The organism is Kocuria sp. CPCC 205263 (assembly GCF_040981075.1).
Lineage (GTDB): Bacteria > Actinomycetota > Actinomycetes > Actinomycetales > Micrococcaceae > Kocuria > Kocuria rosea.
The window spans coordinates 130,960-154,487 of the sequence record NZ_JAVKPV010000007.1 but is presented as its reverse complement, the minus strand read 5'-3'; the positions used below and the strand labels follow the sequence as shown (position 1 = coordinate 154,487).

Genomic DNA, 23,528 nt, shown 5'->3' with positions numbered 1-23,528 from the left:
GGACCGGGGAGAGCGGGCCGGTGGCCGGGGCAGGTGCCCCGGCCACCGGCCCGTCCGTCGTGGACGCCGAGGCGCGTCCCCGCCGGGCGGATCCTCGATAGATTCGACAGCATCCGCACCGTCCGAGGAGTTCGCCATGGCACGTCCACGCTCACCGCTCCTGTCGGTCGACGCCATCGTCACCGCCGCACTCGCGCTCGTGGACGAGACGGGGGACTTCAGCTTCCCCAAGGTCGCCAGTCGCTTGGGAGTCAGCCAGTCGGCGCTGTACAACCACATCGACAACCGGGAGCACATCGTCGAACTGATGCGCGGCCGGGTGTTCGGTGCCCCTGCTCCGGTGGACCTCGAGAAACTGTCGTGGGAGGAGGCGCTGCGAGCTCTCGTGCGGGGCTATCGAGACTGCATGGTCGCCCACCCCCGCCTGGTTCCCCACCTCATCACGCAGACCGTCCAGGACCTCGGGGTGATCGGGATCTACGAGGACATGGCCGTCGTCCTGGAGCGGGCCGGGCTCGCGCGGGACGCCGTCGTCCCGGCGATCTCCGCGATCGACTACCTGGCCCTGGGGTCCGCGCTCGACCTGACGGCGCCGGAGGTCGTCTGGGCGCCGCCGGAGGGCCGGTTCCCCGCCCTCAGCCGGGCCATCGAGGGTCTCGGCTCCGTCGAGGAGCGCGCGGAGGCGGCCTTCGCCTTCGGCCTGGACGTGTTCGTCGCCGGAGTGCGGGCGCAGACCGGACGAGAAAATTACTGAAAGCCTTTCACCAAACTCTTGTGGTGCGCGGTCGGCCCCCCCATACTAATGAAAGCCTTTCATTTTATGTGGTGGCACTCACATCCTGAGCACGAGGGGAAGACCATGTCCGAAAACAGCGCCGAGTCCCCGGCCTCCGGCCGTGTGCCGCTGACCGCGACCCGCGCCGTGTCCGTCTTCGGCATCAGTGTGGTGGGTTTCATGACCGCCAACCTCGTCCCGGTGATGATCGTGGCGCTCACCGGGGGGCCCGGGCTCTCCGTCACCGCGGCGGGGACCTTGATGACCGCCTCCCTGCTGGCCTGTGCGGCCTCCTGCCTGGCCACCTCCCGCTGGACTGCCCGTGGCGGACGCTACGTCGTGGCCCGTGCGGGGTTGCTGCTGACCGCGCTGGGCTTCGGCGCGGCGGCGTTCGCTCCCTCCGTGCCGGTGGTCGTCGCCGGGGTGGTGCTCGGCGGACTGGGCGCCGGTGGGGCCGTGTCGGCCGGTGGGGCGGCGCTGGGCGCGCTGCGCAACCCCGACCGCGCGTCCGGGATCAACGGCTTCGTCAACCGCGGTGTCGTGTCGGTGGTCCTCCTCGCGATCCCCCTGCTGGGGGCGGGTACGGGCAGCGCCTTCGGACTGCTCGCCGGACTTGCCCTGGCCGCCCTCCTCACCACGGGATGGTTGCCCGAACGGCCGGCACCGGTCGCCCCACCGGCCGGCGGCTCCTCCTCCGTCCGGACCGGCAGGCCTGCGCGCACGACGACGTCCGCGGGCCTCGGCCTGCTGCTGAGCTTCGCGCTCTGGGCGTTGAGCGAGGACTCCCTGTGGGCCGTCGCCGCCACGATGGGCGCCGAGCAGGCGCGCCTCGACGAGACCGGGATGGGGCTGGTGCTGAGCCTCTCCACCCTGGGCGGGCTGCTCGCCACCGCCGCGGTGGGCTTCCTCGGGCCCCGCCTGGGGCGGACGGTGCCGCTGGCCGTCGTGCTCGTGGCGGGTGGAGCGCTCAAGCTCCTGGCCGGCACCGTGACGGACCCGGGGTGGTACATGGTGGTCGTGATCGCGTGGAACAGCATCTATGCGGCGGCCTTCGTCTACATCGTGGCCGTCGCCGCGGCCCTCGACGCCTCCGGCAAGTGGTCGGCGCCCCTGCTCGGGATCTATCTCGTCGGCTCCGCCTTCGCTCCCGTCTTCGGGACCTCCGTCTCGGCCGCCGCCGGCTACACCACCCTGGGAGTGGTGCTGGCCGGGATGACGTTCGCCCTGCTGATCCCCTTCCTCGCCGTCTCCCGCATCTCCGTCCGTACCGAGGCCGCCGCCCGGCAGGTTCCCGAGACCGGATTCCCCCAGGCGGCGATCGTCTGATGTCCTCCTTCCACCGATCGGAGAGCTGCACCGTGCCCGTACGCACCCTCTACACCCACGCCACCGTCTTCACCGCCGACGGCGCCGGCGCCGAGGCCTTCGTCGTCGACGGGTCGCACTTCCTCCACGTCGGCAGCGAGGTGTCCGCGCGGGAGGCCGCCGGACCCGGCGCCGCCGAGGTCGACCTGGGCGGTGGTTTCGTCCTCCCCGGGATCATCGACGCCCACACCCACCTGCTGATGACCGGCCAGTCCCTGCAGAAGGTCGCGCTGCGCGACGCCGCGGACCTCGCCGAGATCCAGCGGCGGCTGCGCCGGGCGGTGGAGGACGACCCCGGAGCGCCCAGGATTCTCGGGGCAGGGTGGCTCCACAGTGCCCTGGGGGGGACGGCCCCGGACCGGCGGATGCTCGACGAGGCCGTGCCGGACCGCCCCGTCTACCTGGACGCCAACGACCTGCACGCGGTGTGGGCGAACACCGCCGCGCTGGAGGAGCTCGGCATCGACGACGGGACCCCGCATCCCATCGGCGGGCGGATCGGCCGAGACCCTGTCACCGGAGCGGCCGACGGCCTCCTCCTGGAGACCGCCGCTCAGCAGATCGTGTGGCCGGCCCTCGCCCGGACGGCCACCGACGCCGAGCGCGATGCCCAGCTGGAGTCGGCGTTCGGGCACTACCTCGCCGTCGGCGTCACCGGGGCGGTGGACATGGCCGTCCAGGACGACGAGCTCGCCGCCTTCCGCCGCGCCCTGCACCGGCACGGAGGCACGCTCCCGCTGCGGGTCAAGGGGCACTGGCTGGTGGAACGCAGGGGCGCAGAGGCGGAGAACCTCGCCCAGGTCGCACGGGCCCGCGAGCTCGCCGAGGAGCTCTCGGGTGCCTGGCTGCAGATCTGCGGGATCAAGATCATCGTGGACGGGGTGATCGACAGCTGCACCGCGGCGATGAAGGAGCCCTACGCGGACGGCAGCGTGTGCGGGCCCATCTGGGACCGGGAGTCGTTGATCCCCGTGGTGGTCGCCGCCGACGCCGCAGGACTCCAGATCGCCCTGCACGCCATCGGCGACGAGGCCTCGGACATCGCCCTGGACGCCCTCGAGGAGGCCCACCGCGTCAACGGCCCCCGGGACCGCCGCCACCGGATCGAGCACCTCGAGACGGTCACCGAGACCAACGTGCGCCGCCTGGCCGCGCTGGGCGTGGTCGCCTCCGTGCAGCCCGTCCACGCCGACCCGGCGATCCAGCAGCACTGGCGCGCCGTGCTGGACGACGACCGTGTCGACCGCGCCTACCCGTGGACCGAGTTCCGCGACGCCGGCGCCACGCTGGCCATGAGCACCGACGCGCCCACCGCGCCCCACCAGCCGCTGCCCAACCTGTACGTCGCCACGACCCGGAGGTCGGCGCTGGACCCGTCCCTGCCGCCCAACCTGCCCCGCTATGCCCTGGACCTGGCCGACGCCCTGTGCCACGTCACCCGGGACGCCGCCTTCTCGTGCCGGGCCGAGGACCGGCAGGGCCGGATCCGCGCCGGCCACCTCGCCGACTTCACCGTCCTGGACACCGACCCCTTTGCCGTCGGACCGACCCAGCTGCTGGCCAACCGTGCGCGGCTGACCGTGGTCGGCGGCCGCGTCCGCTTCGACGGGGACGTCACGCCGTGACGTCCCCGGCCCCTGTCAGCAGCACGACCCGAGGAGCACCGACCATGCACCCTGCCGACACCACACCGACGACGACCCCCGGCGCGGAGACCACCGTGATGCCCGCGGAGTGGGTCCCGCACGAGCGCACCTGGATGGCCTTCCCGACCCCCAACGACACCTTCGGCCCCGCCGGCAGCGAGACCCTCGCCCGCGCGCGACGCGCCTGGGCGACCGTGGCGCGGACCATCGCCCGCCACGAGCCCGTCACCGTGGTGGCGGCCCCCGCCGACGCGGACGTCGCCCGCACCGCGCTGGGGGACCGGGTCGACGTGGTCGCGGCCCCGCTCGACGACGCCTGGCTGCGCGACTCCGGTCCCACCTTCGCCCACGACCCCGACGGGGAGGTGGTCGCCGTGGACTGGGTGTTCAACGGCTGGGGCGCCCAGGAGTGGGCCTCCTGGGGCCACGACCGGCACCTGGGCCGCTTCGTCGCCGCCCAGGCCGGCGCGGACGTGCGGCCCAGCACCCTCGTGAACGAGGGAGGCGGGTTCCACGTCGACGGGGAGGGCACCGTCCTGCTCACCGAGACCGTGCAGCTGGATCCCGGTCGCAACCCCGGGGCCACCAAGGAGCAGGTGGAGGCCGAGATCCACGCCCGCCTGGGCACCACCCGGGCCATCTGGCTGCCCCGGGGGCTCACCCGCGACTACGACGAGTTCGGCACCCGCGGCCACGTGGACATCGTCGCCGCCTTCGCCGGGCCCGGCACCGTCCTGGTGCACCGCCAGGACGATCCGGCCCACCCCGACTTCGAGGTGTCCCGGCAGATCCGTGCGGTGCTGGAAACCGCCACCGACGCGAAGGGGCGCCGGCTGCGCGTCGTCGACGTCCCCGCCCCCACCGTGCTCGAGGCCGGGGACGGGTTCGTCGACTTCTCCTACATCAACCACTACGTCGCCAACGGCGTGGTCGTCCTGTGCGCCTTCGACGACCCGCACGACGCCGTCGCCGCGAAGATCCTCGCCCAGGTCTATCCCGGCCGGGCCGTCGAACTGGTCGACGCCCGCGACATCTTCGCCTTCGGCGGCGGCATCCACTGCATCACCCAGCAGCAGCCGGCCGCCCACCGGCCCGCCACGGGCGAGGAGGGTCACCGATGAGCGCGTTCGGCAACGAACTGGACCGCAGGCCCGATACCGGGAACGGCAGCGGGTTCGACGTCGTCGAGGCGGACATCGCCGGGCTGCGCGCCGCCCTGGAGACCGGCCGGACGACCAGCGAGGAGCTGGTGACCGCCTACCTGGCCCGCATCGCCGCCTATGACCGGAGCGGGCCGGGCCTGAACGCCGTGGTCGTGGACAACCCCGAGGCCCTGGCCGAGGCGCGCGCCTCCGACGCGCGCCGGGCCCGCGGAGCGGTGCTGGGACCGCTGGACGGGATCCCGTACACCGCCAAGGACAGCTACCGGGTCCGGGGGCTCACCGTGGCGGCCGGCTCACCGGCGTTCGAGCACCTCGTGGCCCAGCAGGACGCGTTCACGATCGGCCGGCTGCGCGCGGCCGGCGCGGTGCTGCTCGGGCTGACCAACATGCCTCCGATGGCCAACGGCGGCATGCAGCGCGGACTCTACGGCCGGGCCCAGAGCCCCTACAACGGTGCCTACCTCACCGCGGCCTTCGCCTCCGGCTCGTCCAACGGCTCCGGTACCGCCACGGCCGCCAGCTTCGCGACGTTCGGGCTGGCCGAGGAGACCTGGTCCTCGGGCCGGGCCCCGGCCTCCAACAACGCCCTGTGCGCCTACACCCCCTCCCGCGGGATGATCTCGGTGCGCGGGAACTGGCCGCTGGTGCCCACGATGGACGTCGTGGTCCCGCACACCCGCACCGTGGCCGATCTGCTCGAGGTCCTCGACGTGGTCGTCGCCGACGACCCCGAGACCCGCGGCGACTTCTGGCGGGTCCAGCCCTGGATCGAGATCCCGCCCGCCTCGGCCGTGCGCCCGGGCTCCTACCCGGCCCTCGCGGTGCCCGACGCCGCCGCGGCCGCCGGTGTCCTGGCAGGCACCCGGCTGGGGGTGCCGCGGATGTACGTCAACGCCGATCCCGAGGCCGGCACTGCCGCCCATCCCGGCGTCGGCGGGTCGACCGGGCGGCGGATCGAGACCCGCCCCTCCGTCATCGCGCTGTGGGAGGCCGCCCGCCGAGACCTCGAGGCCGCCGGCGCCGAGGTGGTCGAGGTCGACTTCCCTGTCGTGTCCAACTACGAGGGCGACCGGCCCGGCGCGCCCACCATCGCAACCCGCGGACTGGTGAGCCCGGCGTACCTGCACCGGGAGATCGTGGACCTCTCGGCCTGGGCGTGGCACGACTTCCTCGACGCCAACGGCGACCCCGCCCTCCACGACCTCGCCGAGGTGGACGGGTCCCGCATCTTCCCGCACCCGCCCGGCGCCCTGCCCGACCAGTACGACGGCTTCGACGACGACATCGCCGACTACCCGGACTTCGTGCGAGCCCACGGGGTGCCCGTCCTGACCGAGATCCCGCACCTGGCCGACGGGCTGGCCGGGCTGGAGGAGACCCGCCGGATCGACCTGGAGCAGTGGATGGACGGGCTCGGCCTGGACGCGATCGTGTTCCCGGCGGTCGCCGACGTCGGTCCCGCTGACGCCGACGTGGACCCGGCCTCCGCGGAAGCGGCCTGGCGCAACGGCGTGTGGGTGGCCAACGGCAACCTCGTGCCCCGGCACCTCGGCATCCCCACCGTCACCGTGCCGATGGGCACGATGGCCGACACCGGGATGCCCGTGGGCCTCACCCTCGCCGGACGTGCGTGGGACGACAACGCGCTGCTGCGCCTGGCCGCGGCCTTCGAGGCCACCGGCTCCCGCCGCACAGCACCCCCGCGCACCCCACCGCTGCCCGGCCGACCCCGAACATGCCGTCCCGCGGCGGGGTAGGGGCCGGTCACCAGATGTTGACGCGCTCCTCCGGGGGCAGCCACAGGCCGTCGCCGGGGCGGGTGCCGAAGGTGTCGTGGAACGCGAACATGTTCTGCACCACCCGGTTGCAGCGGAACTCGTCCGGGGCGTGCGGGTCGGTGGCCAGCCGGTTGACCAGCTCCTGCTCCCGGGCGGTCGAGCGCCACAGCGCCGCGTAGGCGTAGAAGAAGCGCTCCGCGCCGGTCAGGCCGTCGAGCACCGGCGCGCTGTCCTGGTCCAGGCCCCGCTCGGCCAGGGACATCCGGTAGGCCACCAGGGCGATCTCCAGCCCGCCCAGGTCCCCGATGTTCTCGCCCACCGTGAAGGCCCCGCTGACGCGGTGCCGGGCCGGGTCCAGCCCGCGCGGCGTGCAGCCGTCGTACTGGGCGACGAGCGCGGCGGTGCGCCGGGCGAACTCCGCCCGGTCCTCGTCCGTCCACCAGTTCTCCAGGTGGCCCCGGGCGTCGTACTTGGCGCCCTGGTCGTCGAAGCCGTGGCCGATCTCGTGGCCGATCACGGAGCCGATCGCGCCGTAGCACACGGCGTCGTCGGCCTCGATGTCGAAGAACGGCGGCTGCAGGATCCCGGCGGGGAAGACCACCTCGTTGAGCACGGGGTGGAAGTAGGCGTTGACCCAGTGGGGGTAGAGGAACCACTCACCGCGGTCCACGGGGGTGCCCATCTTCCCGACGGTGCGGTCGTGCTCCAGCGCCAGCCCCGCCCGGACGTTGCCGAGCAGGTCCTCGGGGTCCGGCTCCAGGGAGGAGTAGTCCCGCCAGGTTCCCGGGTAGCCGACCTTGACCGTGAACGTGGACAGCTTCTCCAGGGCGCGGGCCCGGGTGGCCTCCGACATCCACTCGAGCCGCGAGATCCGCTCCCGGTACGCGGCCAGCAGGTGCGCCACGAGCTGCTCCACCCGGGCCTTGTGCGCCGGCGGGAACCACCGGGCCACGTACTCGCGCGCCACGTCGTCGCCGAGGATCCGGGTGACCAGGAACTCGGCCCGCTTCCAGCGCTCGCGGGGGCGGGTGATCCCGGACAGGGCGGTGCTGTAGAAGCGGAAGTTCTCCTCGACGAACGGCCGGGGCAGGAACGGGGCGCGCTTGGACACGATCCGCCACGACTGCCAGATCCGGATCTGCTCCTCGGACCACTCCTGCCACAGCCGGCCCAGCTGCGCCACGAAGGATGGCTGGCGCACGATGACCCGGTCGAAGATCTCCGCGCCGCGCTCCGGGGCGGTGCCCTCGAGCCACGCCGTCCACGGGAAGCCGGGCGCCATGGCCTCCAGGCCGGCCACGTCCACGGGGTTGTACATCTCCTCGACGTCCCGTGCGGAGACGGTGTCCCAGTGGGCGGCGGCGAGCTGCGTCTCCATGGCGAGCACGGTCGCCGCGGCGTCCCCGGCGGGCACGCCCCAGCGGACCGGCAGGCCCGCGAGCTCGAGCATCGCCGCGACGTGGGCGGTGAACGCCGTGCGCAGCCGCTCGTGCTGCGGGTCCGTGTAGTAGCTGTCCGTGGGCAGGGACAGCCCGTCCTGGCGCAGGAAGAAGGAGTAGCGGGAGGAGTCCCGGGAGTCGTTCTCCACGAAGAAGGACAGCGGCCCGTCCACGCCCGTGCGGTGCAGGGCGGCCGAGGCGCGGGCGAGCCCCTCCCGGCCCCGGGCGGCGTCGAGCACCGCGAGGTCCGGGGCCAGGGCGGCCAGGCCGCGGCGCTCGATCTGCGCCTCGTCGAGGAAGGACCGGTACAGCGCCCCCATCCGCGACCCGGCGGGCGCCTCCTGCACGATCTCGTGCACCCGCTGCGTGTTCCGGTCGGTGAGGATCGCGGAGGCGCCGTCGAACGCGCGGTCGTCCGGCAGCTCGTGCGCCTCGATCCAGCCGCCGTTGACGTGGCGGTACAGGTCGTCCTGCGGACGGACGCCGGGATGGACGTGCTGCAGCTCGAGGCCGGAGTCGGTGGTCACGGGAGCTTCCCCTGTCGTCGTGGCGAGGCGGAATGCGCGGGGGCGTCCGCCCGGCTCCAGCCTACGGACGACGGCGCCGTGGTCCGCTTCGCGCGGGCCACGGCGTCCGTGCTGCTCGTCACCCCCGTGGGCCGGGGGCGACGACGGGTCAGCTCGCGGCCGGCTCCGGGCTCGCGGACCCTGCCGCCTCGTCGGCGCCCAGCCACTCGGCCTCGAGCTCCTCGAGGGAGCCGTCCTCCTGCATGGCCGCCAGCGTCTCGTTGACCTGGTCCAGCAGGGCCGTGTTGCCGGTCTTGACCGCCAGGCCCAGCTGCTCCCCGGTCTCGATCTCCTCGACCAGCTGCAGCTCGGGGTTGTCCTCGATCGCGGGGCCGGTCACGGAGATGTTGCCGAGCGCGGCCTCGACGTCGTCGGTGTTGAGCCCCTGGATCATCAGCGAGGAGGTCTCGTACTGGACCACGTCCGCCCCGTTGTCCTGGGCGTAGGCCTCCCCGGTGGTGGCCTGCTGCACGCCGATGCGCTTGCCCGCGATGTCCGCCACGGAGCGGATGTCCGAGCCGGGCGCGACCAGGAGGGCGAGGTTGTCGTCGAGGTACGGCTCCGAGAAGTCCATCACCGACTCGCGCTCCTCGGTGATCGTCATGCCGGACGCGGCGAGGTCGCACTGGTCGGTGTCCAGCGCGGAGCCCGTCTCGATGGCCTCGAAGGGCGTGGTGATGACGTTCGACTCCACGCCGAGGTCCTGCGCGATCCGGTCGACCAGGTCGATGTCGAAGCCCACGGTCTCGCCGTTCTCGACGTACTCGAAGGGGGCGTAGGGGATGTCCGAGCAGACCGTGAGGGTGCCGGAGCTGATCAGGCTCAGCTCGCCCTCGCCGGCGGCCTCCTCGCCCCCTCCGGTGCTCGTGCACGCGCTCAGGGCCAGCGCGGAGACGGCCAGCACGGACAGGGTCGCTGCCCCGTGGAACCTGCTCTTCATGGATCTGTCCTTCCCTCGGGAGGTGGCGGGCCGCCGCCGGCTGCACGGCGTCGTGCCCGGTGCGCGGCCCGCCGGTGAATGTGCCTCAGTGTAGGTGTTCGCGCGTTGCCGGGATGTTGCACACCACTGGTCGGTAGTCAATTCATTGTCCCCACTCCGGGCGACACCTCCGGTGCGGCGCGCCCGGGCGGCCGCGGCGGAGCCGTCCGGCGTCGGCCGTGCTCGGCGGATTCGGCACAATGGCCCCATGACCCGCACCGAGGACCAGCGCCGCAGCGACCGGGGCGCGCGATGACCGCGCCGCAGGCCCCCGCGAGCGTGCGCGTGGACGTGTGGCTGTGGGCGGTGCGCGTGTTCAAGACCCGCTCCGCCGCCACGGCCGCGTGCCGTGCCGGCCACGTGAAGATCGACGGCACCTCGGTCAAGGCCGCCCAGCCGGTGCGGCCCGGCCAGCGGGTGGCCGTGCGCCGTCCCGGTCACGAACAGGTCCTGGAGGTGGTGCAGCTGCTGACCAAGCGCGTCGGGGCGCCGGTCGCCGCGAAGGCCTACGTCGACCACAGCCCGCCCCCGCCCCCGGCGCTGCACGCCGCGGTCCCGCGGCGGGACCGGGGCACCGGGCGGCCCACCAAGAAGGACCGCCGGGAGATGGACCGCCTCCGGGGGCTGTGACGGCGCCCGCGCGGCGTTCCGTGCGCGTTCCCAGGAAGGCGCAGAATAATCCGCACTGCACGTGTGCCGTGGGTCACCCCGCCGTCCGGCGGTCCGACCCGCGGCCGGAACCCGAGGAGTTCGACCCATGGCACTGCTGGACACATCGGTGTGGACCGGAAAGATCTACGTCAACGGATGGCGCGACGGCCGCGGCGGCACCGAGGACGTCACGAACCCGTCGACGGACGAGACGCTGGGGCAGATCGGCCTCGCTTCCCCCGAGGACGTGTACGAGGCGGCCGAGAAGGCCGCGGCGGCCCAGAAGGAGTGGACGGCGCTGAAGCCCTCCGAGCGCGCCGCGGTGCTGCGCCGCGCCGGCCTGCTGTTCGAGGAGCACGCCGAGGAGGTCATGGACTGGGTGGTCCGGGAGACCGGGGCGATCCAGCCCAAGGCCGGGCTGGAGGCCTCGGTCGCGGCCGCGGAGTGCTACGAGTCCTCGGCGCTGCCGAGCCACCCGCACGGGGAGTACCTGCCCTCCGACGCCCCGCACTGGTCGCTGTCCCGCCGGGTGCCGGTCGGGGTGGTCTCCGTGATCTCGCCGTTCAACTTCCCGCTGATCCTCTCGATCCGCTCCGTGGCCCCCGCCCTGGCCCTGGGCAACGCGGTGCTGCTCAAGCCGGACCCCCGCACCTCGGTCACCGGCGGCGCGCTCATCATGCGCGTCTTCGAGGAGGCCGGGCTGCCGCCCGGCGTCCTGCAGCTGCTGCCCGGCGGCGGTGACGTCGGAGCCGCCACGGTCGAGGCCCCGCACGTGAACGTCGTGTCCTTCACCGGGTCCACGGCCGCCGGCCGGCACGTGGGCGCCGCGGCGGCGCAGCACCTCAAGCGCGCCCACCTCGAGCTGGGCGGCAACAACGTGGTCATCGTCCTGCCCGGCGCGGACGTGGACCTGGCCGCGGGGGTCGGGGCGATGGGCTCCTTCTTCCACCAGGGACAGATCTGCATGACCACCGGGCGCCACCTGGTGCACGAGGACCTGCACGACGAGTACGTGGACAAGCTCGCGGCGAAGGCGGAGGCCCTGGTGGTCGGGGACCCCTCCGGCGGACCCGTGCACCTCGGCCCGATCATCGACGAGCGCCAGCTCAAGGCCATCGACGCGATCGTGCAGGAGACCGCCATCGCCGGCGCCCGGGTGGTGGCCGGGGGGTCCCACGAGGGCCTGTTCTACCGGCCCACGGTGCTCTCCGAGCTGACCCACGAGATGACGGCCTGGAAGGACGAGATCTTCGGGCCGGTGGCGCCCGTGATGAAGGTGTCCAGCGCGGAGGAGGCGGTGGAGTTCGCCAACGCCTCCGAGTACGGGCTCTCGGTGTCCATCGTCGGGGACGTCGGCGAGGCCATGAAGATCGCCGACAGAATCCGCTCCGGCAAGATCCACATCAACGAGATGACGGTCGCCGACGAGGCCAACGCCCCCTTCGGCGGCATGGGCGCCTCCGGCACCGGCTCCCGGTTCGGCGGACCGACCGCCAACATCGACGCGTTCACCGAGACGCAGTGGATCACGATCAGCCCGGACGTCCCGCACTACCCCTTCTGAGCACCGCTGCTCCCGGACCGCATCCCGTCCGGGGGTGCGCCGCGGGGGCGGGAGGTCGTCGGTAGCCTGGACCGGTGACGACGACCTCCCGCCCCCGCGGCCTCAACCGGCAGATCCTGGCCCTGGCCGTCCCCGCCTTCGGGGCGCTCGTGGCCGAGCCGCTGTTCCTGCTGGCGGACTCCGCGATCGTCGGCCACCTCGGCACCCCCCAGCTCGCCGGCGTGGGCGTGGCCGCGGCCGTCCTGCAGACGGTCGTGGGGCTCATGGTCTTCCTCGCCTACAGCGCCACCCCTGCGGTGGCCCGGCACCTCGGGGCGGGCCGGCTCCAGGAGGCCGTGGCGGTGGGCCGGGACGGGCTGTGGGTGGCCGCGGGGTTCGGCCTGCTCCTGTCCGCGGCGGGCTGGGCGCTGGGCCGGCCGCTGCTGGCGCTGATGGGCGCGCGCGGCGAGGTCCTGGAGCACGCCGTCGTCTACCTGCACTGGTCCCTGCCCGGACTGACCGCCATGCTCCTGGTGCTCGCGGCCACCGGTGTGCTCCGCGGCCTCCAGGACACCAGGACCCCGCTGCTCATCGCCGGGGTCGGGGCCGCGGCCAACGCGGGGCTCAACCTCCTGCTCGTGCACGGGGCGGACCTGGGGGTGGCCGGCGCGGCGATCGGCACGAGCGCCGTGCAGTGGGCCATGGCGCTGGCGTACCTGCGGATCCTCCGCCGGCTCGCCCGCGAGCACGGCGTGGGGCCCGCGACCACGTGGCCCCGGCTGCGCTCGCACCTCACGGTGGGCTCCTGGCTCATGCTGCGCACCGTGTCCCTGCGGGTCGCGATCCTCGCGACCGTCCTGGTGGTCACGGGACAGGGCGCCCAGAACCTCGCCGCGCACCAGCTCGTGATGACGTTCTTCAACTTCCTGGCCTACGCCCTCGACGCCCTCGCCATCGCGGCGCAGGCACTGCTGGGCCGGGACATGGGGGCGCGGGACGTGACCGATCCCGTGCAGCGGCGGGCGGTCCGGACCCTCATGAACCGGCTGGTCCTGTGGGGGCTCGGCTTCGGCGTGGTCACGGGCCTCCTCGTGGCCCTGATCGGCACGCGACTGGGGTTCCTGCTCAGCCCCGATCCCGCGGTGCAGGCCCTGTTCGCGGCGGCCCTGCTGGTGGTGGCGGTCGGCCAGCCGCTGGCCGCGTACGTCTTCGTCCTGGACGGGGTGCTCATCGGCGCCGGCGACGCGCGCTACCTCGCGGTGGCCGGGGTGCTCAACCTGGCGGTCTACGCCCCGTTGCTGCTGCTCGTGGCGCACTCCGCCGGGGCGGGCGCCGGGGGGTTCGTGTGGCTGTGGACCGCCTACGCCGGCGGCTACCTGGGCGCCCGGGCCCTGACCCTGGGGCTGCGGGCCCGCGGCGACTCCTGGCTGCTCCGGAACGCATGGTAACAACCCTGAGCGCACCCGGTGTTGTGGGGTGGATCACCTACGATGCAGACATGAACAGTGATCCTCGCGCAGAGAACCAGCCCACCGCCGACTCCGAGCACAACGTCGTGCTCGTCGGCATCGACGGATCCGACCAGGCCCGCCACGCGCTCGAGCGTGCCCTCGAGGAGGCCCGCGCCCAGGACCTGACCGTGCGCCTGCTCGGCGCCTACCCGGTCATCGGGGTCGGGGACCCCGGCCTCGAGATGCGGTTCACCGAGGCCGTGATGAAGGAGAACGCCGGCCACCTGGCCGAGGCCCGGCAGACCGTGGAGCAGGCGGGACTGCCCGTCGAGGTCGTGGAGGCGGGCGGGGACGCCGCCAAGGCCGTCGTGGAGCAGTCGGGCGAGGCCGCGCTCGTGGTGATGGGCAAGCGCGGTCGCGGCGGCGCGCTGCGCGGCCGGCTGGGCTCGGTGTCCGCGGCGGTCGCCGCGCACGCGAAGTGCCCGGTGATCATCGTCCCCGAGGCCGCCGAGAGCCGGAGCCCCGAACGGCACCCCGAGCGGCGCGGCGGCAGCGCGGGCGACTTCGCGCTCGAGGCCGACGGGCCGGTCAAGGCCGACCAGATCGACTTCACCGGCCGGGTGGTCGTGGGCCTGGACGCCCTCGGCTCCCGCAGCCCGGCGCTGGGCAAGGCCGTGGCCTACGCCCAGGAGCACGGCAAGGCCCTGGCGCTGGTCTCCGTGAACGGGGCCCTGTCCGGCACGCCCTCCTGGTTCCAGGACGAGTTCAACCAGGCCCGGTACTTCCACGAGGCGGACCAGAAGCTCACCCAGATCTCCGACGAGATCGCCGCGCAGCACCCCGGGCTGACGGTCGAGCACCACATCTTCGTGGGCCGACCCGCCCGCATCCTGATGAACGCCACGCACTCCGCGGACATGGTCGTGGTGGGCTCCCGCGGCATCGGCGGCTTCCGGGGGCTGCTGCTCGGCTCGGTCTCCCAAGCGGTGCTGGAGAACGCCACCGGCCCGGTCATGGTGGTGCCCGCGCACCGCTCCTGAGCACCCCACCCCCACGGCGAGACCAGGAGGCGGCACCCCGTGACGGAACAGATCGTCGTCGGCTACGACGGCTCCGAGAACAGCGAACGGGCCCTGGACTGGGCGATCCAGGAGGCCGGCACCCTCGCCGGCGAGCTCAGGGTGGTGGTCTCCATGGGCCGGCCCGTCGCCGTGGACCCCAGTCTCTACGGGCCGTTCCTGGAGGCGATCGAGGAGGAGGCGGACAAGGTCGCCGCCGCCGCCGTCACCCGGGCCCGGGACGCCGGCGTCACCGCGGTCGCAGTCGTCGAGCGCGGTGACGCGGCCGGGGTGCTGGTGCACGAGTCGGAGGACGCCGCGTCCTTGGTGCTCGGCCGCCGGGGCCGGCGCGGGGTGCGCGGCCGCCTCGGATCGGTCACGGCCGCGGCGGCGGCGCACGCGAAGTGCCCCGTGATCGTCCTCCCGGACCGCTGGGACCCGGGGGCACGAGGCGCCCGCGGGGCGACCGGCCCCTTCGCGGGCCGCGTGGTGGTCGGCGTGGACCGGCTCGGCCGGGACAACCCGGCCGTTCTGGCGGCCGGGCGGTACGCCGCACGGCACGGCGCGGGCCTGGCGCTGGTCACCGTGGTGCCGGAAGCCATGAGCATGCCGACGGGCTCCGCGGACCTGGACCGGGCCGTGCGCGAGCAGCTCACCGAGCCCGCACAGTCCCTCGTGGACCAGGTGGCGGAGTCGGTCCGGGAGGACCACCCGGAGCTGGACGTCGAGACGTTCGTCTTCTCCGGCCAGCCGGCGGACCAGCTCGTGGAGGCCGGGCGGTCGGCGGAGCTCGTGGTGGTCGGCAGCCGCGGCTACGGCGGGTTCCGCGGGCTGCTCATGGGCTCCGTCTCCCAGGCCGTGCTGCAGGAGGGCGAGGGCCCCGTGATGGTGGTCCCGACCCGCCGGAAGAGCTGACCCGGTCCGCCCGCAGGAGGAGCCCCCGGCCGTCCAGGACCGGGGGCTCCTCCTGCGGGCGGATCCGCCGACCGGTGCCGCCGGGCCATCCTGGGGAGGAGCCCGCGGAGCGCCCGCGGACGGACGGGAGCACACCGTGGACCGCAGAGCACTCGCCGCGACCGCCCTGGCCCTCGCCGCGCTCACCGGGTGTTCGGGCGGGACGGCGGACCCGGTGGAGGTCCCCGCCCGGCCGGCCGGGTCCAACGTCCTGGACTCCGCCGGCGTCCTGACGGACGCGCAGGAGCAGGAGCTCGACGCCCTGATCGAGGACCGCGGAGCCGGCACGGACGCCGCTCGCATCGCCGTGCTCACCGTGGAGGAGGCGACCGGCTCGATCGAGGACTACGCCCGCGAGGTCGCCACCGCCTGGGAGGTGGGCGACGCCGGGACGGACAACGGCGTGCTCGTGGTCGCCGCCACCGGGGACCGGGAGCTGCGCATCGAGACCGCGGACGGGGTGCGCGAGCGGTTCTCGGACGACGAGGCGGAACGCGTGGTGGAGGACGTGCTGGCGCCGGCCTTCGCGGACGAGCGCTACGCGCAGGGACTCGGCGAGGCCGTCGAGCAGATCCACGTCTACGCGCAGGGCGGGCAGCCGCCGCAGGAGCCCTTCGACTGGGCCCTGTTCGGCTGGGTCGCGGGCGGCTTCGGCCTGGTCGGCGTGCTGGTGGCGTGGTGGATCGCCGCGGACCTCCGCCGCCGGCGCCGCATCGCCGACGAGGAGCTGCGGGCGGCCCGGCAGCGCGACCCGGAGCTGCGGCTCACCGAGGAGCAGCGCGCGGCCTACCGGACGTACCGCTACCACCACCGCAAGCCGGACGCCGTCACGAACCCGGCCGTGTGGCTCCCGCTCTACCTGGCCAACCCGGGGCTGTACTCCGGCGGCTCGGGCGGAGGCACGAGCGGGGACGGACAGGGCGGCTCCTCGTTCGGCGGAGGCGGCGGCTTCACCGGCGGTGGGGCGTCCGGCAGCTACTGAGCCGCCCCGCACGGGGCGGGGCGGCTCAGGCGGGGAGGCCGCGCCGGGCGGCCACGAGGGAGAGCAGGTGCCGGTGCACCGTGGTCTCCCCGGTCAGCTCGGGATGGAACGAGATGCCGACGACGGCGCCGCTCGCCACCGCGACCACCTCGCCCCGGTGCCGGGCGAGGACCTCGACGCCCTCGCCGACGCGGGTCACCGCGGGGGCACGGATGAAGGCCGCGCGCACCACGTCCCCGCCGCGGCCCCACGCGAGCACGACCTCCTCGGACGCCGTCTGGGGTCCGAACGCGTTGCGGGCCACGGTGACGTCCAGGACCTCGAGGGACTGCTGGCCGGGGGCGGGGTCCTCGATGCCGGACGCGAGCAGGATGAGGCCGGCGCACGTGCCCAGCGTGGGCAGGCCGCCGAGCACGGCGTCCCGCAGCGGCTCCCGCAGCCCGAACAGGCGCAGCAGCCGGTCCACGGTGGAGGACTCCCCGCCGGGCAGGACGATCGCGTCCAGCCCGGTGAGCTGCTCGGCCGTCTTCACGAGCACGGGCTCGGCGCCCAGCTCCCGCAGCATCGCGGCGTGCTCGGCGACCCCGCCCTGGAGGGCGAGGACGCCCACGCGGGGCGCGGAACTCACCAGCCGCGCTCCGCGAGCCGGTGCGGGGCCGGGAGGTCGCCCACGTTGATGCCGACCATCGCCTCGCCGAGCCCGCGGGAGGCCTCGGCGATCTTCTCGGGATCGTCGAAGTAGGCGGTGGCCTTCACGATGGCCTGCGCCCGGGCCGCGGGGTTGCCGGACTTGAAGATCCCGGAGCCCACGAACACGCCGTCGGCGCCGAGCTGCATCATCATGGCGGCGTCCGCGGGGGTGGCCACGCCGCCGGCGGTGAACAGCACGACCGGCAGCTTCCCGGTGCGGGCGACCTCGAGGACGATGTCGTAGGAGGCCGCGAGTTCCTTCGCCTTCACGTAGAGGGCGTCGGGGGAGATCCGGTAGAGGGCCTGCAGCTCGGCGATCTGCCCGCGGATGGTGCGGATGTGCTTGGTGGCCTCGGAGACGTCGCCGGTGCCGGCCTCGCCCTTCGAGCGGATCATCGCGGCGCCCTCGGCGAGCCGGCGCAGGGCCTCGCCCAGGTTGGTGGCCCCGCACACGAACGGGACGGTGAAGCGCTGCTTGTCGATGTGGTTGACGTAGTCGGCGGGGGAGAGGACCTCGGACTCGTCGATGTAGTCGACCTTCAGGTGCTCGAGCACCTGCGCCTCCACGAAGTGGCCGATGCGCACCTTCGCCATGACGGGGATGGAGACGGCGGCCTGGATGCCCTCGATCAGGTCGGGGTCGGACATGCGGGCCACGCCGCCCTGCGCGCGGATGTCGGCCGGCACGCGCTCGAGGGCCATCACGGCCACGGCGCCGGCGTCCTCGGCGATGCGGGCCTGCTCGGCGGTGACGACGTCCATGATGACGCCGCCCTTGAGCATGTCGGCGAGGCCGCGCTTGACGAGCGGGGAGCCGGTCAGCGGAGTCGCGTCCGAGGCGGCGGGGCGGGTGGCGCCGCCGGCGGGGTTCTGGGCATGGGCGGTCTGCAGATCGGTCATGCAGTCCATCGTGCGGCCGTGAGTGGTCCACCGACAGGTCCACCATCGATAGAATCTGTTGGACCACAGGAATTCCGGGGAGAGGAGCGGACCGTGCGGCACCCCCACGACGTCGAGCTGCCCGTGCGCGTGGACCGGGCCGATCCCGCGCCGCTGCCTGCCCAGCTCGTCCAGCAGCTGCGGGAGCTGGTGGTCTCCGGGGCCCTGCGGCCGGGGGACGCGCTGCCCTCCACGCGCGGGCTCGCCGCCCGGCTGGGGATCTCGCGCGGTTCCGTGGTCACCGCTTACGACCAGCTCCACGGCGAGGGCTATCTGCACGCGACCAACGGCGCCACCGTGGTCCACCCCGATCTGGCCCGTTCCCGCACGGAGCCCCCGGCGGCCCGGCCCGGCCCCCGCCCGGCCGCGGCGCCGCGGCGCCGGCCCCGGGAGCGGCCCATGATCGACCTCACGCCCGGCCGGCCCGACACCGGACGGCTGGCCACCCCGCAGTGGCGCGCCGCGTGGCGGGACGCCGCGGCCGCCGCCGGCACGGGGGCGCCCCCGCCCCAGGGCTCGGAGCCGCTGCGCGAGCAGATCGCCGAGCACCTGCGGCTGATGCGCGGCGTGGTCCGGGACCCCGAGGACCTCTTCGTCACGGCGGGCGCGCGGGACGGGCTCCAGCTGCTGCTCGCGGTGCTCGGCGGCCACGCGGGCCGCGGACTGCGCGTCGCCGTCGAGGACCCCGGCTACCCCTCGCTGCGCCGGGTGCCGGAGCGGCTCGGCCACGAGGTGCTGCCGGTGCCGATCGACGACCAGGGCCTCGACCCCGCCCGGCTGCCGTCCGGGGCGTGGGCCGGCCCGGGGGAGTGGGAGATCGAGCGGCCCCCGGACGCCGTGATCGTCACCCCCAGCCACCAGTACCCCCTCGGGGCGTCGATGCCCGCCGTCCGCCGGCTCGAGCTGCTCGGCTGGGCGCGCGCCCACGACGCGCTGATCGTGGAGGACGACTACGACTCCGAGCTGCGCTACGTGGGCGAGCCGCTGCCCGCGCTGTCCTCCCTCGACCACGCCCCGGGCGCCGTGCCGGAGCCCCCCGCCCCTGGCCGGCTGCTCGGTGCCGGCGGCCACGTGGCCACGCTGGGCTCGTTCACCAAGGTCCTCGCGCCCGGGCTGGGGGTCGGCTACCTGCTGGCCCCGCCCGCCCTCCGGGAGGACCTGCTGCGGCTGCGCACGGACCTGGGCAACCCGGCCTCCGCGGTCGCCCAGGACGCCATGGCCCGCTTCCTGGCCGACGGTGGCCTGCGCCGGCACACCGCCCGGATGCGGCGGGAGTACCGGCGCCGGCGGGACCTGCTCACCGCGGCCCTCGCCGGGGTCCACGGGGTGCGGGCCGTGCCCATGGACGGGGGGTTGCACGCCGTCCTCGAGTTCACCGGGGAGGTTCCGCTGGCGGAGCAGGACGTGGTGGACCGGGCCGCGGCCGCGGGCGTGCGGGTGGCGGCGCTGGGCTCGTACTGGGCGCACGGCGCGGGGGGCGGCCGCCGCGGCGTCGTCGTCGGCTTCGGCGCCACCGGTGCCGCCCCGGAGGGGGACGCCCTGCCGGACGCCCTCGCGGTCCTGGCCCGGGTGCTCTCGGCGCCCGGCCACGCACGCGGTCGCTAGACTGGCCGGTGCCCCGCGGGCCTCCCCGTCAGGCCGTCCCGCGAGCACGCTCCGATGAAAGGCGCACCGTGAACCCCCACCCGAGCACCGGCATCCACCGCGACCTGTTCGCGCCCACGCTGCTGCGCGCGCTCGTGGCGCTGGTGTTCGGCGCCGTGACCGTGTTCTGGCAGGAGCCGACGCTGCCCGTGGTGGCCTGGGGCGTGGGGCTGTACCTCGTGCTCACGGGCGCGGCGAGCGTGCTCCTGCAGCTGCGCCTCAACGGCAACGACCACGTGGACATGGGCCCCACCCGGCAGATCCCGCAGTCCTACGGTGTGCTGTACCTCCTGGGCGGGGTCTTCACGATCCTCGGCGCCGACACCCCCGCGTGGCTCGTGGTCTACGCGGCCTCCATCATGGGCCTGGCCGGGCTCACGGAGCTGGCGCTCGGGCTGAAGTTCCGCACGACCTTCCCGCTGGGCCGCGACTGGACCATCGCCGGGCTGGTCACGGTCCTCGCCGCCACCGGTCTCGTCCTCGTGGTGGACCTCGGCCCCAAGGCGCTCTTCGGGGTGGTGGGGGCCGCCGCGGTGGTCATCGGCGTCACCCACCTGCTGGCCGCCCTCACGCTCCGGCACGAGGACCGCCGGGGACGGGCCCCCGCCGGGACCGCGTAGACTGGGCTACCGCACGGCAGGCCCCGGCCCGCCGGGGACATCAGCTCACGAGGAGGACCAGTGGTGCAGCGCAAGGGCTCGAGAGGCGGCTTCCGGGCCGACGTCAAGGGCCCCCTGATCCTGTCCGCCGTGCTCGCGGCGATCGCGTTCGTCGCCGTGGGCATCTTCGCCAGCGGCGGCACGGACAACCCCCTGCGCCTGGACCTCGCCTTCATCGCCGCCGGCATCGCGTTCATCGTGACGCTCGTGATCAGCGCCACGCTGATGATCGTCGAGAAGCCCAACGACCCCCACCTCGGCGCGGGCACGGGCGTCAACCGCTCCTCGGCCAAGCTCTACGCCGAGGCCCGGGTCCGGCGGCAGGCCGCCGCGCGGCCCCCCGGTGAGGCCGAGTTCGGCCAGCGCGTCCGGCCCGACACCGAGGGCGAGGACCTCCTCGGCCGCCGCCCCGCCGACGGCCCCGCCCCGGCGGACGGCCCGGACGACGACGGCCCCGCCCCGCGCGCCTGAGCATCCCGCCCGCATGAGGCCCCGGAACGAGCCGGACCCCCGCTCGTGCGGGGATCCGGCTCTTTCGGGGCCCTGCGCGCTCCGCGCCCGCTCCCGGGAGGGACCCGCTCCGGCGGACAGCCCTGTCGCGTCCGGCCGGGCGCTGGGTAGATTGGGACGGCACCTGAGCAGCAGGGCCCGAACCCGCGCCCTGCTCGAGACCGGACGACGGGAACCAGCATGAGCCAGCAGGCGGAACCGCCCACCGAGGGCGACGAGGAGTTCGAGCGCAAGGTCCAGCAGCGGATGGCCGACCAGGAAAAGGACGGCGCCGACCAGGACCCCACGGACGTGGCCCAGGAGGACCACAAGTCCGAGGTGCCCGAGCTCGAGGAGGACGAGGAGAGCCCGGTCGACCCGGGCTCCGTCTGACCCCGGAGCAGCGCCTGACAGAACGCACGACGCCCCGGGAAGGGCCAAGGGTCCTTCCCGGGGCGTCGTCGCGTCCGGCTGGCTCAGCGGCCGAAGCTCCGCAGCCGCAGGGAGTTCAGCACCACGAACACGGAGCTGAAGGCCATGGCGGCCCCCGCGATCACGGGGTTGAGCAGTCCCGCGGCGGCCACGGGGATGGCCACCGTGTTGTAGGCGAAGGCCCAGAACAGGTTCGACTTGATGATCGACAGGGTCCGGCGGGACAGGGCGATGGCCGTGGGCACCGACCCGACGTCGCTGCGCACCACCGTGATGTCCGCGGCCTCGATCGCCGCGTCCGTGCCGGCGCCCATCGCGATCCCGAGGTTGGCCTGCGCCAGGGCCGCGGCGTCGTTGACCCCGTCGCCCACCATGGCGACCACGCGGCCGTCGTCCTGGAGGTCGCGGACCACCGCGACCTTGCCCTCCGGGCTGACGTCGGCGACGACGTCCTCGGCGGCGATGCCGGCCTCCGCGGCGACGGCCCGGGCCACGGGCTCGTTGTCGCCGGTCAGCAGCATGGGGCGCAGGCCCAGCTCCTTGAGCCGGGCGACCGCCTCGCGGGCGTCGTCCTTGACGGTGTCGCGCAGGTCGACGAAGCCGACGAGGGCCCCGTCGACGGCCACGAGGATCGTGGTGAACCCGCCCTCCTGGGCGCGGCGCAGGGCGTCGAGCTGGGCGCCGTCCAGGCGCACGCCGTTCTCGGACAGCCACGTGGTGCGCCCGACCACCACCGAGCGGGAGTGCATCCCGTCCGCCACGTGCGCGCGGACGCCGCCTCCGGGGGCCGAGACGAACCCGGAGACCGGGAACCGGTGGGGGGTGGCCGCGGCCACCGCCCGCGCGATGGGGTGCTCGGAGTGCTGCTCCACGGTGGCCGCGAGGTCCAGCACCTGGTCCCGGGAGTACCCGGACACGGGCGTCACGGCCGCCACGGAGAGCTGCCCGCTCGTGACGGTGCCCGTCTTGTCCAGCACCACGGTGTCCACGGTGCGGGTGTCCTCGAGCACCTCGGCGCCCTTGATCAGGATGCCCAGCTGCGCGCCGCGCCCCGTGCCGGTGAGCAGGGCCGTGGGGGTGGCCAGGCCCAGGGCGCAGGGGCAGGCGATCACGAGCACGGAGACCGCGGCCACGAAGGACGCGTTCACGTCCCCGGTCAGCAGGAGCCAACCGGCCAGCGTGGCCAGGGCGATCACCAGGACGACCGGGACGAAGACCCCGGAGATCCGGTCGGCCAGCCGGGTCACGGGGGCCTTGCTCGCCTGCGCCCGGGACACCATCCGGCCCATCTGGGCCAGGGTGGTGTCGGCGCCCACGCGGGTCGCCTCGACCAGCAGCCGGCCGTTGGTGTTGATCGTGGCGCCGGTGACGGTGTCGCCGACCTCCACCTCCACCGGGAGGGACTCGCCGGTGAGCAGGGACGTGTCCACGGCCGAGCGGCCGTCCACGACCACGCCGTCGGCGGCGATCTTCTCGCCGGGGCGCACGACGACCAGGTCCCCCGGGCACAGCTGCTCCGCGGGCACGCTCGTCTCCACGCCGTCCCGCAGGACCACCGCGTCCTTCGCGCCGAGCTCCAGCAGCGCGCGCAGCGCCTCGCCGGAGCGGGCCTTCGCCCGGGCCTCCAGCCAGCGGCCCAGCAGCAGGAACGCGGTGACCAGGGCGCCGGTCTCGAAGTAGAGCTGGTGTCCGCTCATGTCCATCGCGTGGCCGAGCATCGCGCCGGCCGTCATGCCGGGCTCGCGCAGCAGGTTCCACAGCGAGAACAGGTACGCGGCGGACACGCCCAGGGACACGAGGGTGTCCATGGTGGAGGTCAGGTGCCGGGCGTTGACCGCCGCCGAGCGGTGGAACGGCCACGCCGCCCACGTCAGGACCGGCAGGCTTAGGGCCGCGACCACCCAGCCCCAGTGCGGGAACTGGAAGCCGGGCAGCATCGAGATCACGAACACCGGGACGGAGAGCGCGGCCGCCGCGAGGAGGCGCCGGCGCAGGGACTCGGGCGAGCGCAGCGAGGACGCCTCGCGCCCGGCGACCCGGGTCATGGCGTCGGAGTCGTCCGGACCGCCGGCGTCGTCGACCCCGGGCGCGTTCTTGAGGACGGCCCCGTACCCGGCCTTCTCGACCGTCTCGACGACCTGCTCGTCGCTCACGCCCGCGGGGACGTGGACGGTGGCGGTCTCGAGGGCGAGGTTGACCGAGGCGTCGACGCCGTCGAGCCTGCCCAGCTTCTTCTCGACCCGGCTGACGCACGAGGAGCACGTCATGCCCGTGATCTCGAGCTCGAGGGTGCGCAGGGGCCCGGCGACCTCGGTGGGGACGGGC

General features: G+C 74.3%; 20 protein-coding genes. 15 read left to right on the top strand and 5 right to left on the bottom strand.

The genetic code is table 11. The features are described 5' to 3' along the window. Window positions 1–136 precede the first annotated feature (136 nt). The 5 genes from RF647_RS13100 to RF647_RS13080 all read left to right on the top strand — a co-directional run bounded on the left by RF647_RS13100 (window position 137) and on the right by RF647_RS13080 (window position 6,706). Complete coding sequence (locus tag RF647_RS13100; protein WP_368812083.1) at window positions 137–754, top strand: TetR/AcrR family transcriptional regulator C-terminal domain-containing protein; 618 nt, start codon at window positions 137–139, stop codon at window positions 752–754. Window positions 755–859: 105 nt separating this feature from the next. Then, window positions 860–2,101, top strand: coding sequence for an MFS transporter (locus RF647_RS13095; protein WP_368812082.1), 1,242 nt, complete (start codon window positions 860–862; stop codon window positions 2,099–2,101). A gap of 32 nt (window positions 2,102–2,133) precedes the next feature. Continuing rightward, on the top strand, window positions 2,134–3,765 hold the full coding sequence (locus tag RF647_RS13090; RefSeq protein WP_368812081.1) for an amidohydrolase: 1,632 nt from the start codon (window positions 2,134–2,136) through the stop codon (window positions 3,763–3,765). Window positions 3,766–3,809: 44 nt separating this feature from the next. Next, window positions 3,810–4,907, top strand: coding sequence for an agmatine/peptidylarginine deiminase (locus RF647_RS13085; RefSeq protein WP_368812080.1), 1,098 nt, complete (start codon window positions 3,810–3,812; stop codon window positions 4,905–4,907). Continuing rightward, on the top strand, window positions 4,904–6,706 hold the full coding sequence (locus tag RF647_RS13080) for an amidase (protein WP_368812079.1): 1,803 nt from the start codon (window positions 4,904–4,906) through the stop codon (window positions 6,704–6,706). The genes RF647_RS13085 and RF647_RS13080 overlap by 4 nt, the downstream gene beginning before the upstream one ends. Window positions 6,707–6,713: 7 nt before the next feature. Here RF647_RS13080 and RF647_RS13075 read toward each other — a convergent pair whose 3' ends face one another. Both RF647_RS13075 and RF647_RS13070 read right to left on the bottom strand, forming a co-directional pair. Next, window positions 6,714–8,693 carry a M13 family metallopeptidase gene (locus tag RF647_RS13075; RefSeq protein WP_368812078.1) on the bottom strand — a complete coding sequence of 660 codons (1,980 nt, stop codon included), beginning with the start codon at window positions 8,691–8,693 and terminating at the stop codon, window positions 6,714–6,716. 148 nt (window positions 8,694–8,841) lie between these two features. Further along, complete coding sequence (locus tag RF647_RS13070; RefSeq protein ID WP_109243038.1) at window positions 8,842–9,672, bottom strand: ABC transporter substrate-binding protein; 831 nt, start codon at window positions 9,670–9,672, stop codon at window positions 8,842–8,844. A 291-nt stretch (window positions 9,673–9,963) separates the two neighbouring features. On the opposite strand from RF647_RS13070, the gene RF647_RS13065 reads away from it, so the two are divergent. The 6 genes from RF647_RS13065 to RF647_RS13040 all read left to right on the top strand — a co-directional run bounded on the left by RF647_RS13065 (window position 9,964) and on the right by RF647_RS13040 (window position 16,350). Continuing rightward, window positions 9,964–10,341 (top strand): RNA-binding S4 domain-containing protein, encoded by a 378-nt coding sequence (locus RF647_RS13065; RefSeq protein ID WP_017832942.1) that lies wholly within the window; start codon window positions 9,964–9,966, stop codon window positions 10,339–10,341. A 127-nt stretch (window positions 10,342–10,468) separates the two neighbouring features. Continuing rightward, a complete protein-coding gene (locus RF647_RS13060) occupies window positions 10,469–11,926 on the top strand; it encodes a benzaldehyde dehydrogenase (protein ID WP_368812077.1) in 1,458 nt (485 codons plus the stop codon). Window positions 11,927–12,000: 74 nt separating this feature from the next. After that, window positions 12,001–13,353, top strand: a complete 1,353-nt coding sequence (locus tag RF647_RS13055; RefSeq protein ID WP_368812076.1) for an MATE family efflux transporter — start codon at window positions 12,001–12,003, stop codon at window positions 13,351–13,353. Window positions 13,354–13,403: 50 nt separating this feature from the next. Beyond that, window positions 13,404–14,396, top strand: coding sequence for a universal stress protein (locus tag RF647_RS13050; RefSeq protein WP_368812075.1), 993 nt, complete (start codon window positions 13,404–13,406; stop codon window positions 14,394–14,396). 39 nt (window positions 14,397–14,435) lie between these two features. Continuing rightward, a complete protein-coding gene (locus RF647_RS13045) occupies window positions 14,436–15,329 on the top strand; it encodes a universal stress protein (protein WP_368812074.1) in 894 nt (297 codons plus the stop codon). A gap of 136 nt (window positions 15,330–15,465) precedes the next feature. Then, a complete protein-coding gene (locus RF647_RS13040) occupies window positions 15,466–16,350 on the top strand; it encodes a YgcG family protein (protein WP_368812073.1) in 885 nt (294 codons plus the stop codon). A 25-nt stretch (window positions 16,351–16,375) separates the two neighbouring features. Here the strand turns inward: RF647_RS13040 and pdxT are convergent, their stop codons facing one another. After that, window positions 16,376–16,978: a pyridoxal 5'-phosphate synthase glutaminase subunit PdxT gene (gene pdxT, locus RF647_RS13035; RefSeq protein WP_368812072.1), complete on the bottom strand. Its 603-nt coding sequence runs from the start codon at window positions 16,976–16,978 to the stop codon at window positions 16,376–16,378. Continuing rightward, a complete protein-coding gene (gene pdxS / locus RF647_RS13030; RefSeq protein WP_368812071.1) occupies window positions 16,975–17,940 on the bottom strand; it encodes a pyridoxal 5'-phosphate synthase lyase subunit PdxS in 966 nt (321 codons plus the stop codon). Before pdxS ends, pdxT begins: the two co-directional genes overlap by 4 nt. Window positions 17,941–18,033: 93 nt before the next feature. Here pdxS and RF647_RS13025 point away from each other — a divergent pair, with 93 nt between their 5' ends. The 4 genes from RF647_RS13025 (at window position 18,034) to RF647_RS13010 (ending at window position 21,164) form a co-directional block, all read left to right on the top strand. Then, window positions 18,034–19,584: a PLP-dependent aminotransferase family protein gene (locus RF647_RS13025; protein ID WP_368812070.1), complete on the top strand. Its 1,551-nt coding sequence runs from the start codon at window positions 18,034–18,036 to the stop codon at window positions 19,582–19,584. A gap of 68 nt (window positions 19,585–19,652) precedes the next feature. Beyond that, complete coding sequence (locus RF647_RS13020) at window positions 19,653–20,243, top strand: DUF308 domain-containing protein (RefSeq protein ID WP_368812069.1); 591 nt, start codon at window positions 19,653–19,655, stop codon at window positions 20,241–20,243. A 60-nt stretch (window positions 20,244–20,303) separates the two neighbouring features. Further along, the gene (locus RF647_RS13015; RefSeq protein ID WP_368812068.1) at window positions 20,304–20,753 is read left to right on the top strand and encodes a hypothetical protein; all 450 of its coding nucleotides are present in this window, start codon (window positions 20,304–20,306) and stop codon (window positions 20,751–20,753) included. A gap of 219 nt (window positions 20,754–20,972) precedes the next feature. Then, on the top strand, window positions 20,973–21,164 hold the full coding sequence (locus RF647_RS13010; RefSeq protein ID WP_368812067.1) for a hypothetical protein: 192 nt from the start codon (window positions 20,973–20,975) through the stop codon (window positions 21,162–21,164). An 83-nt stretch (window positions 21,165–21,247) separates the two neighbouring features. Here the strand turns inward: RF647_RS13010 and RF647_RS13005 are convergent, their stop codons facing one another. Further along, window positions 21,248–23,470 carry a heavy metal translocating P-type ATPase gene (locus RF647_RS13005; protein WP_368812146.1) on the bottom strand — a complete coding sequence of 741 codons (2,223 nt, stop codon included), beginning with the start codon at window positions 23,468–23,470 and terminating at the stop codon, window positions 21,248–21,250. Window positions 23,471–23,528: the final 58 nt, after the last annotated feature.

Bases quoted from the DNA above. Each gene is read 5' to 3' on its own strand.
- RF647_RS13100 (WP_368812083.1), top strand. From the start codon at position 137: ATGGCACGTCCACGCTCACCGCTCCTGTCGGTCGACGCCATCGTCACC.
- RF647_RS13095 (WP_368812082.1), top strand. From the start codon at position 860: ATGTCCGAAAACAGCGCCGAGTCCCCGGCCTCCGGCCGTGTGCCGCTG.
- RF647_RS13085 (WP_368812080.1), top strand. From the start codon at position 3,810: ATGCACCCTGCCGACACCACACCGACGACGACCCCCGGCGCGGAGACC.
- RF647_RS13080 (WP_368812079.1), top strand. From the start codon at position 4,904: ATGAGCGCGTTCGGCAACGAACTGGACCGCAGGCCCGATACCGGGAAC.
- RF647_RS13070 (WP_109243038.1), bottom strand. From the start codon at position 9,672: ATGAAGAGCAGGTTCCACGGGGCAGCGACCCTGTCCGTGCTGGCCGTC.
- RF647_RS13065 (WP_017832942.1), top strand. From the start codon at position 9,964: ATGACCGCGCCGCAGGCCCCCGCGAGCGTGCGCGTGGACGTGTGGCTG.
- RF647_RS13060 (WP_368812077.1), top strand. From the start codon at position 10,469: ATGGCACTGCTGGACACATCGGTGTGGACCGGAAAGATCTACGTCAAC.
- RF647_RS13050 (WP_368812075.1), top strand. From the start codon at position 13,404: ATGAACAGTGATCCTCGCGCAGAGAACCAGCCCACCGCCGACTCCGAG.
- pdxS (WP_368812071.1), bottom strand. From the start codon at position 17,940: ATGACCGATCTGCAGACCGCCCATGCCCAGAACCCCGCCGGCGGCGCC.
- RF647_RS13010 (WP_368812067.1), top strand. From the start codon at position 20,973: ATGAGCCAGCAGGCGGAACCGCCCACCGAGGGCGACGAGGAGTTCGAG.
- RF647_RS13005 (WP_368812146.1), bottom strand. From the start codon at position 23,470: ATGACGTGCTCCTCGTGCGTCAGCCGGGTCGAGAAGAAGCTGGGCAGG.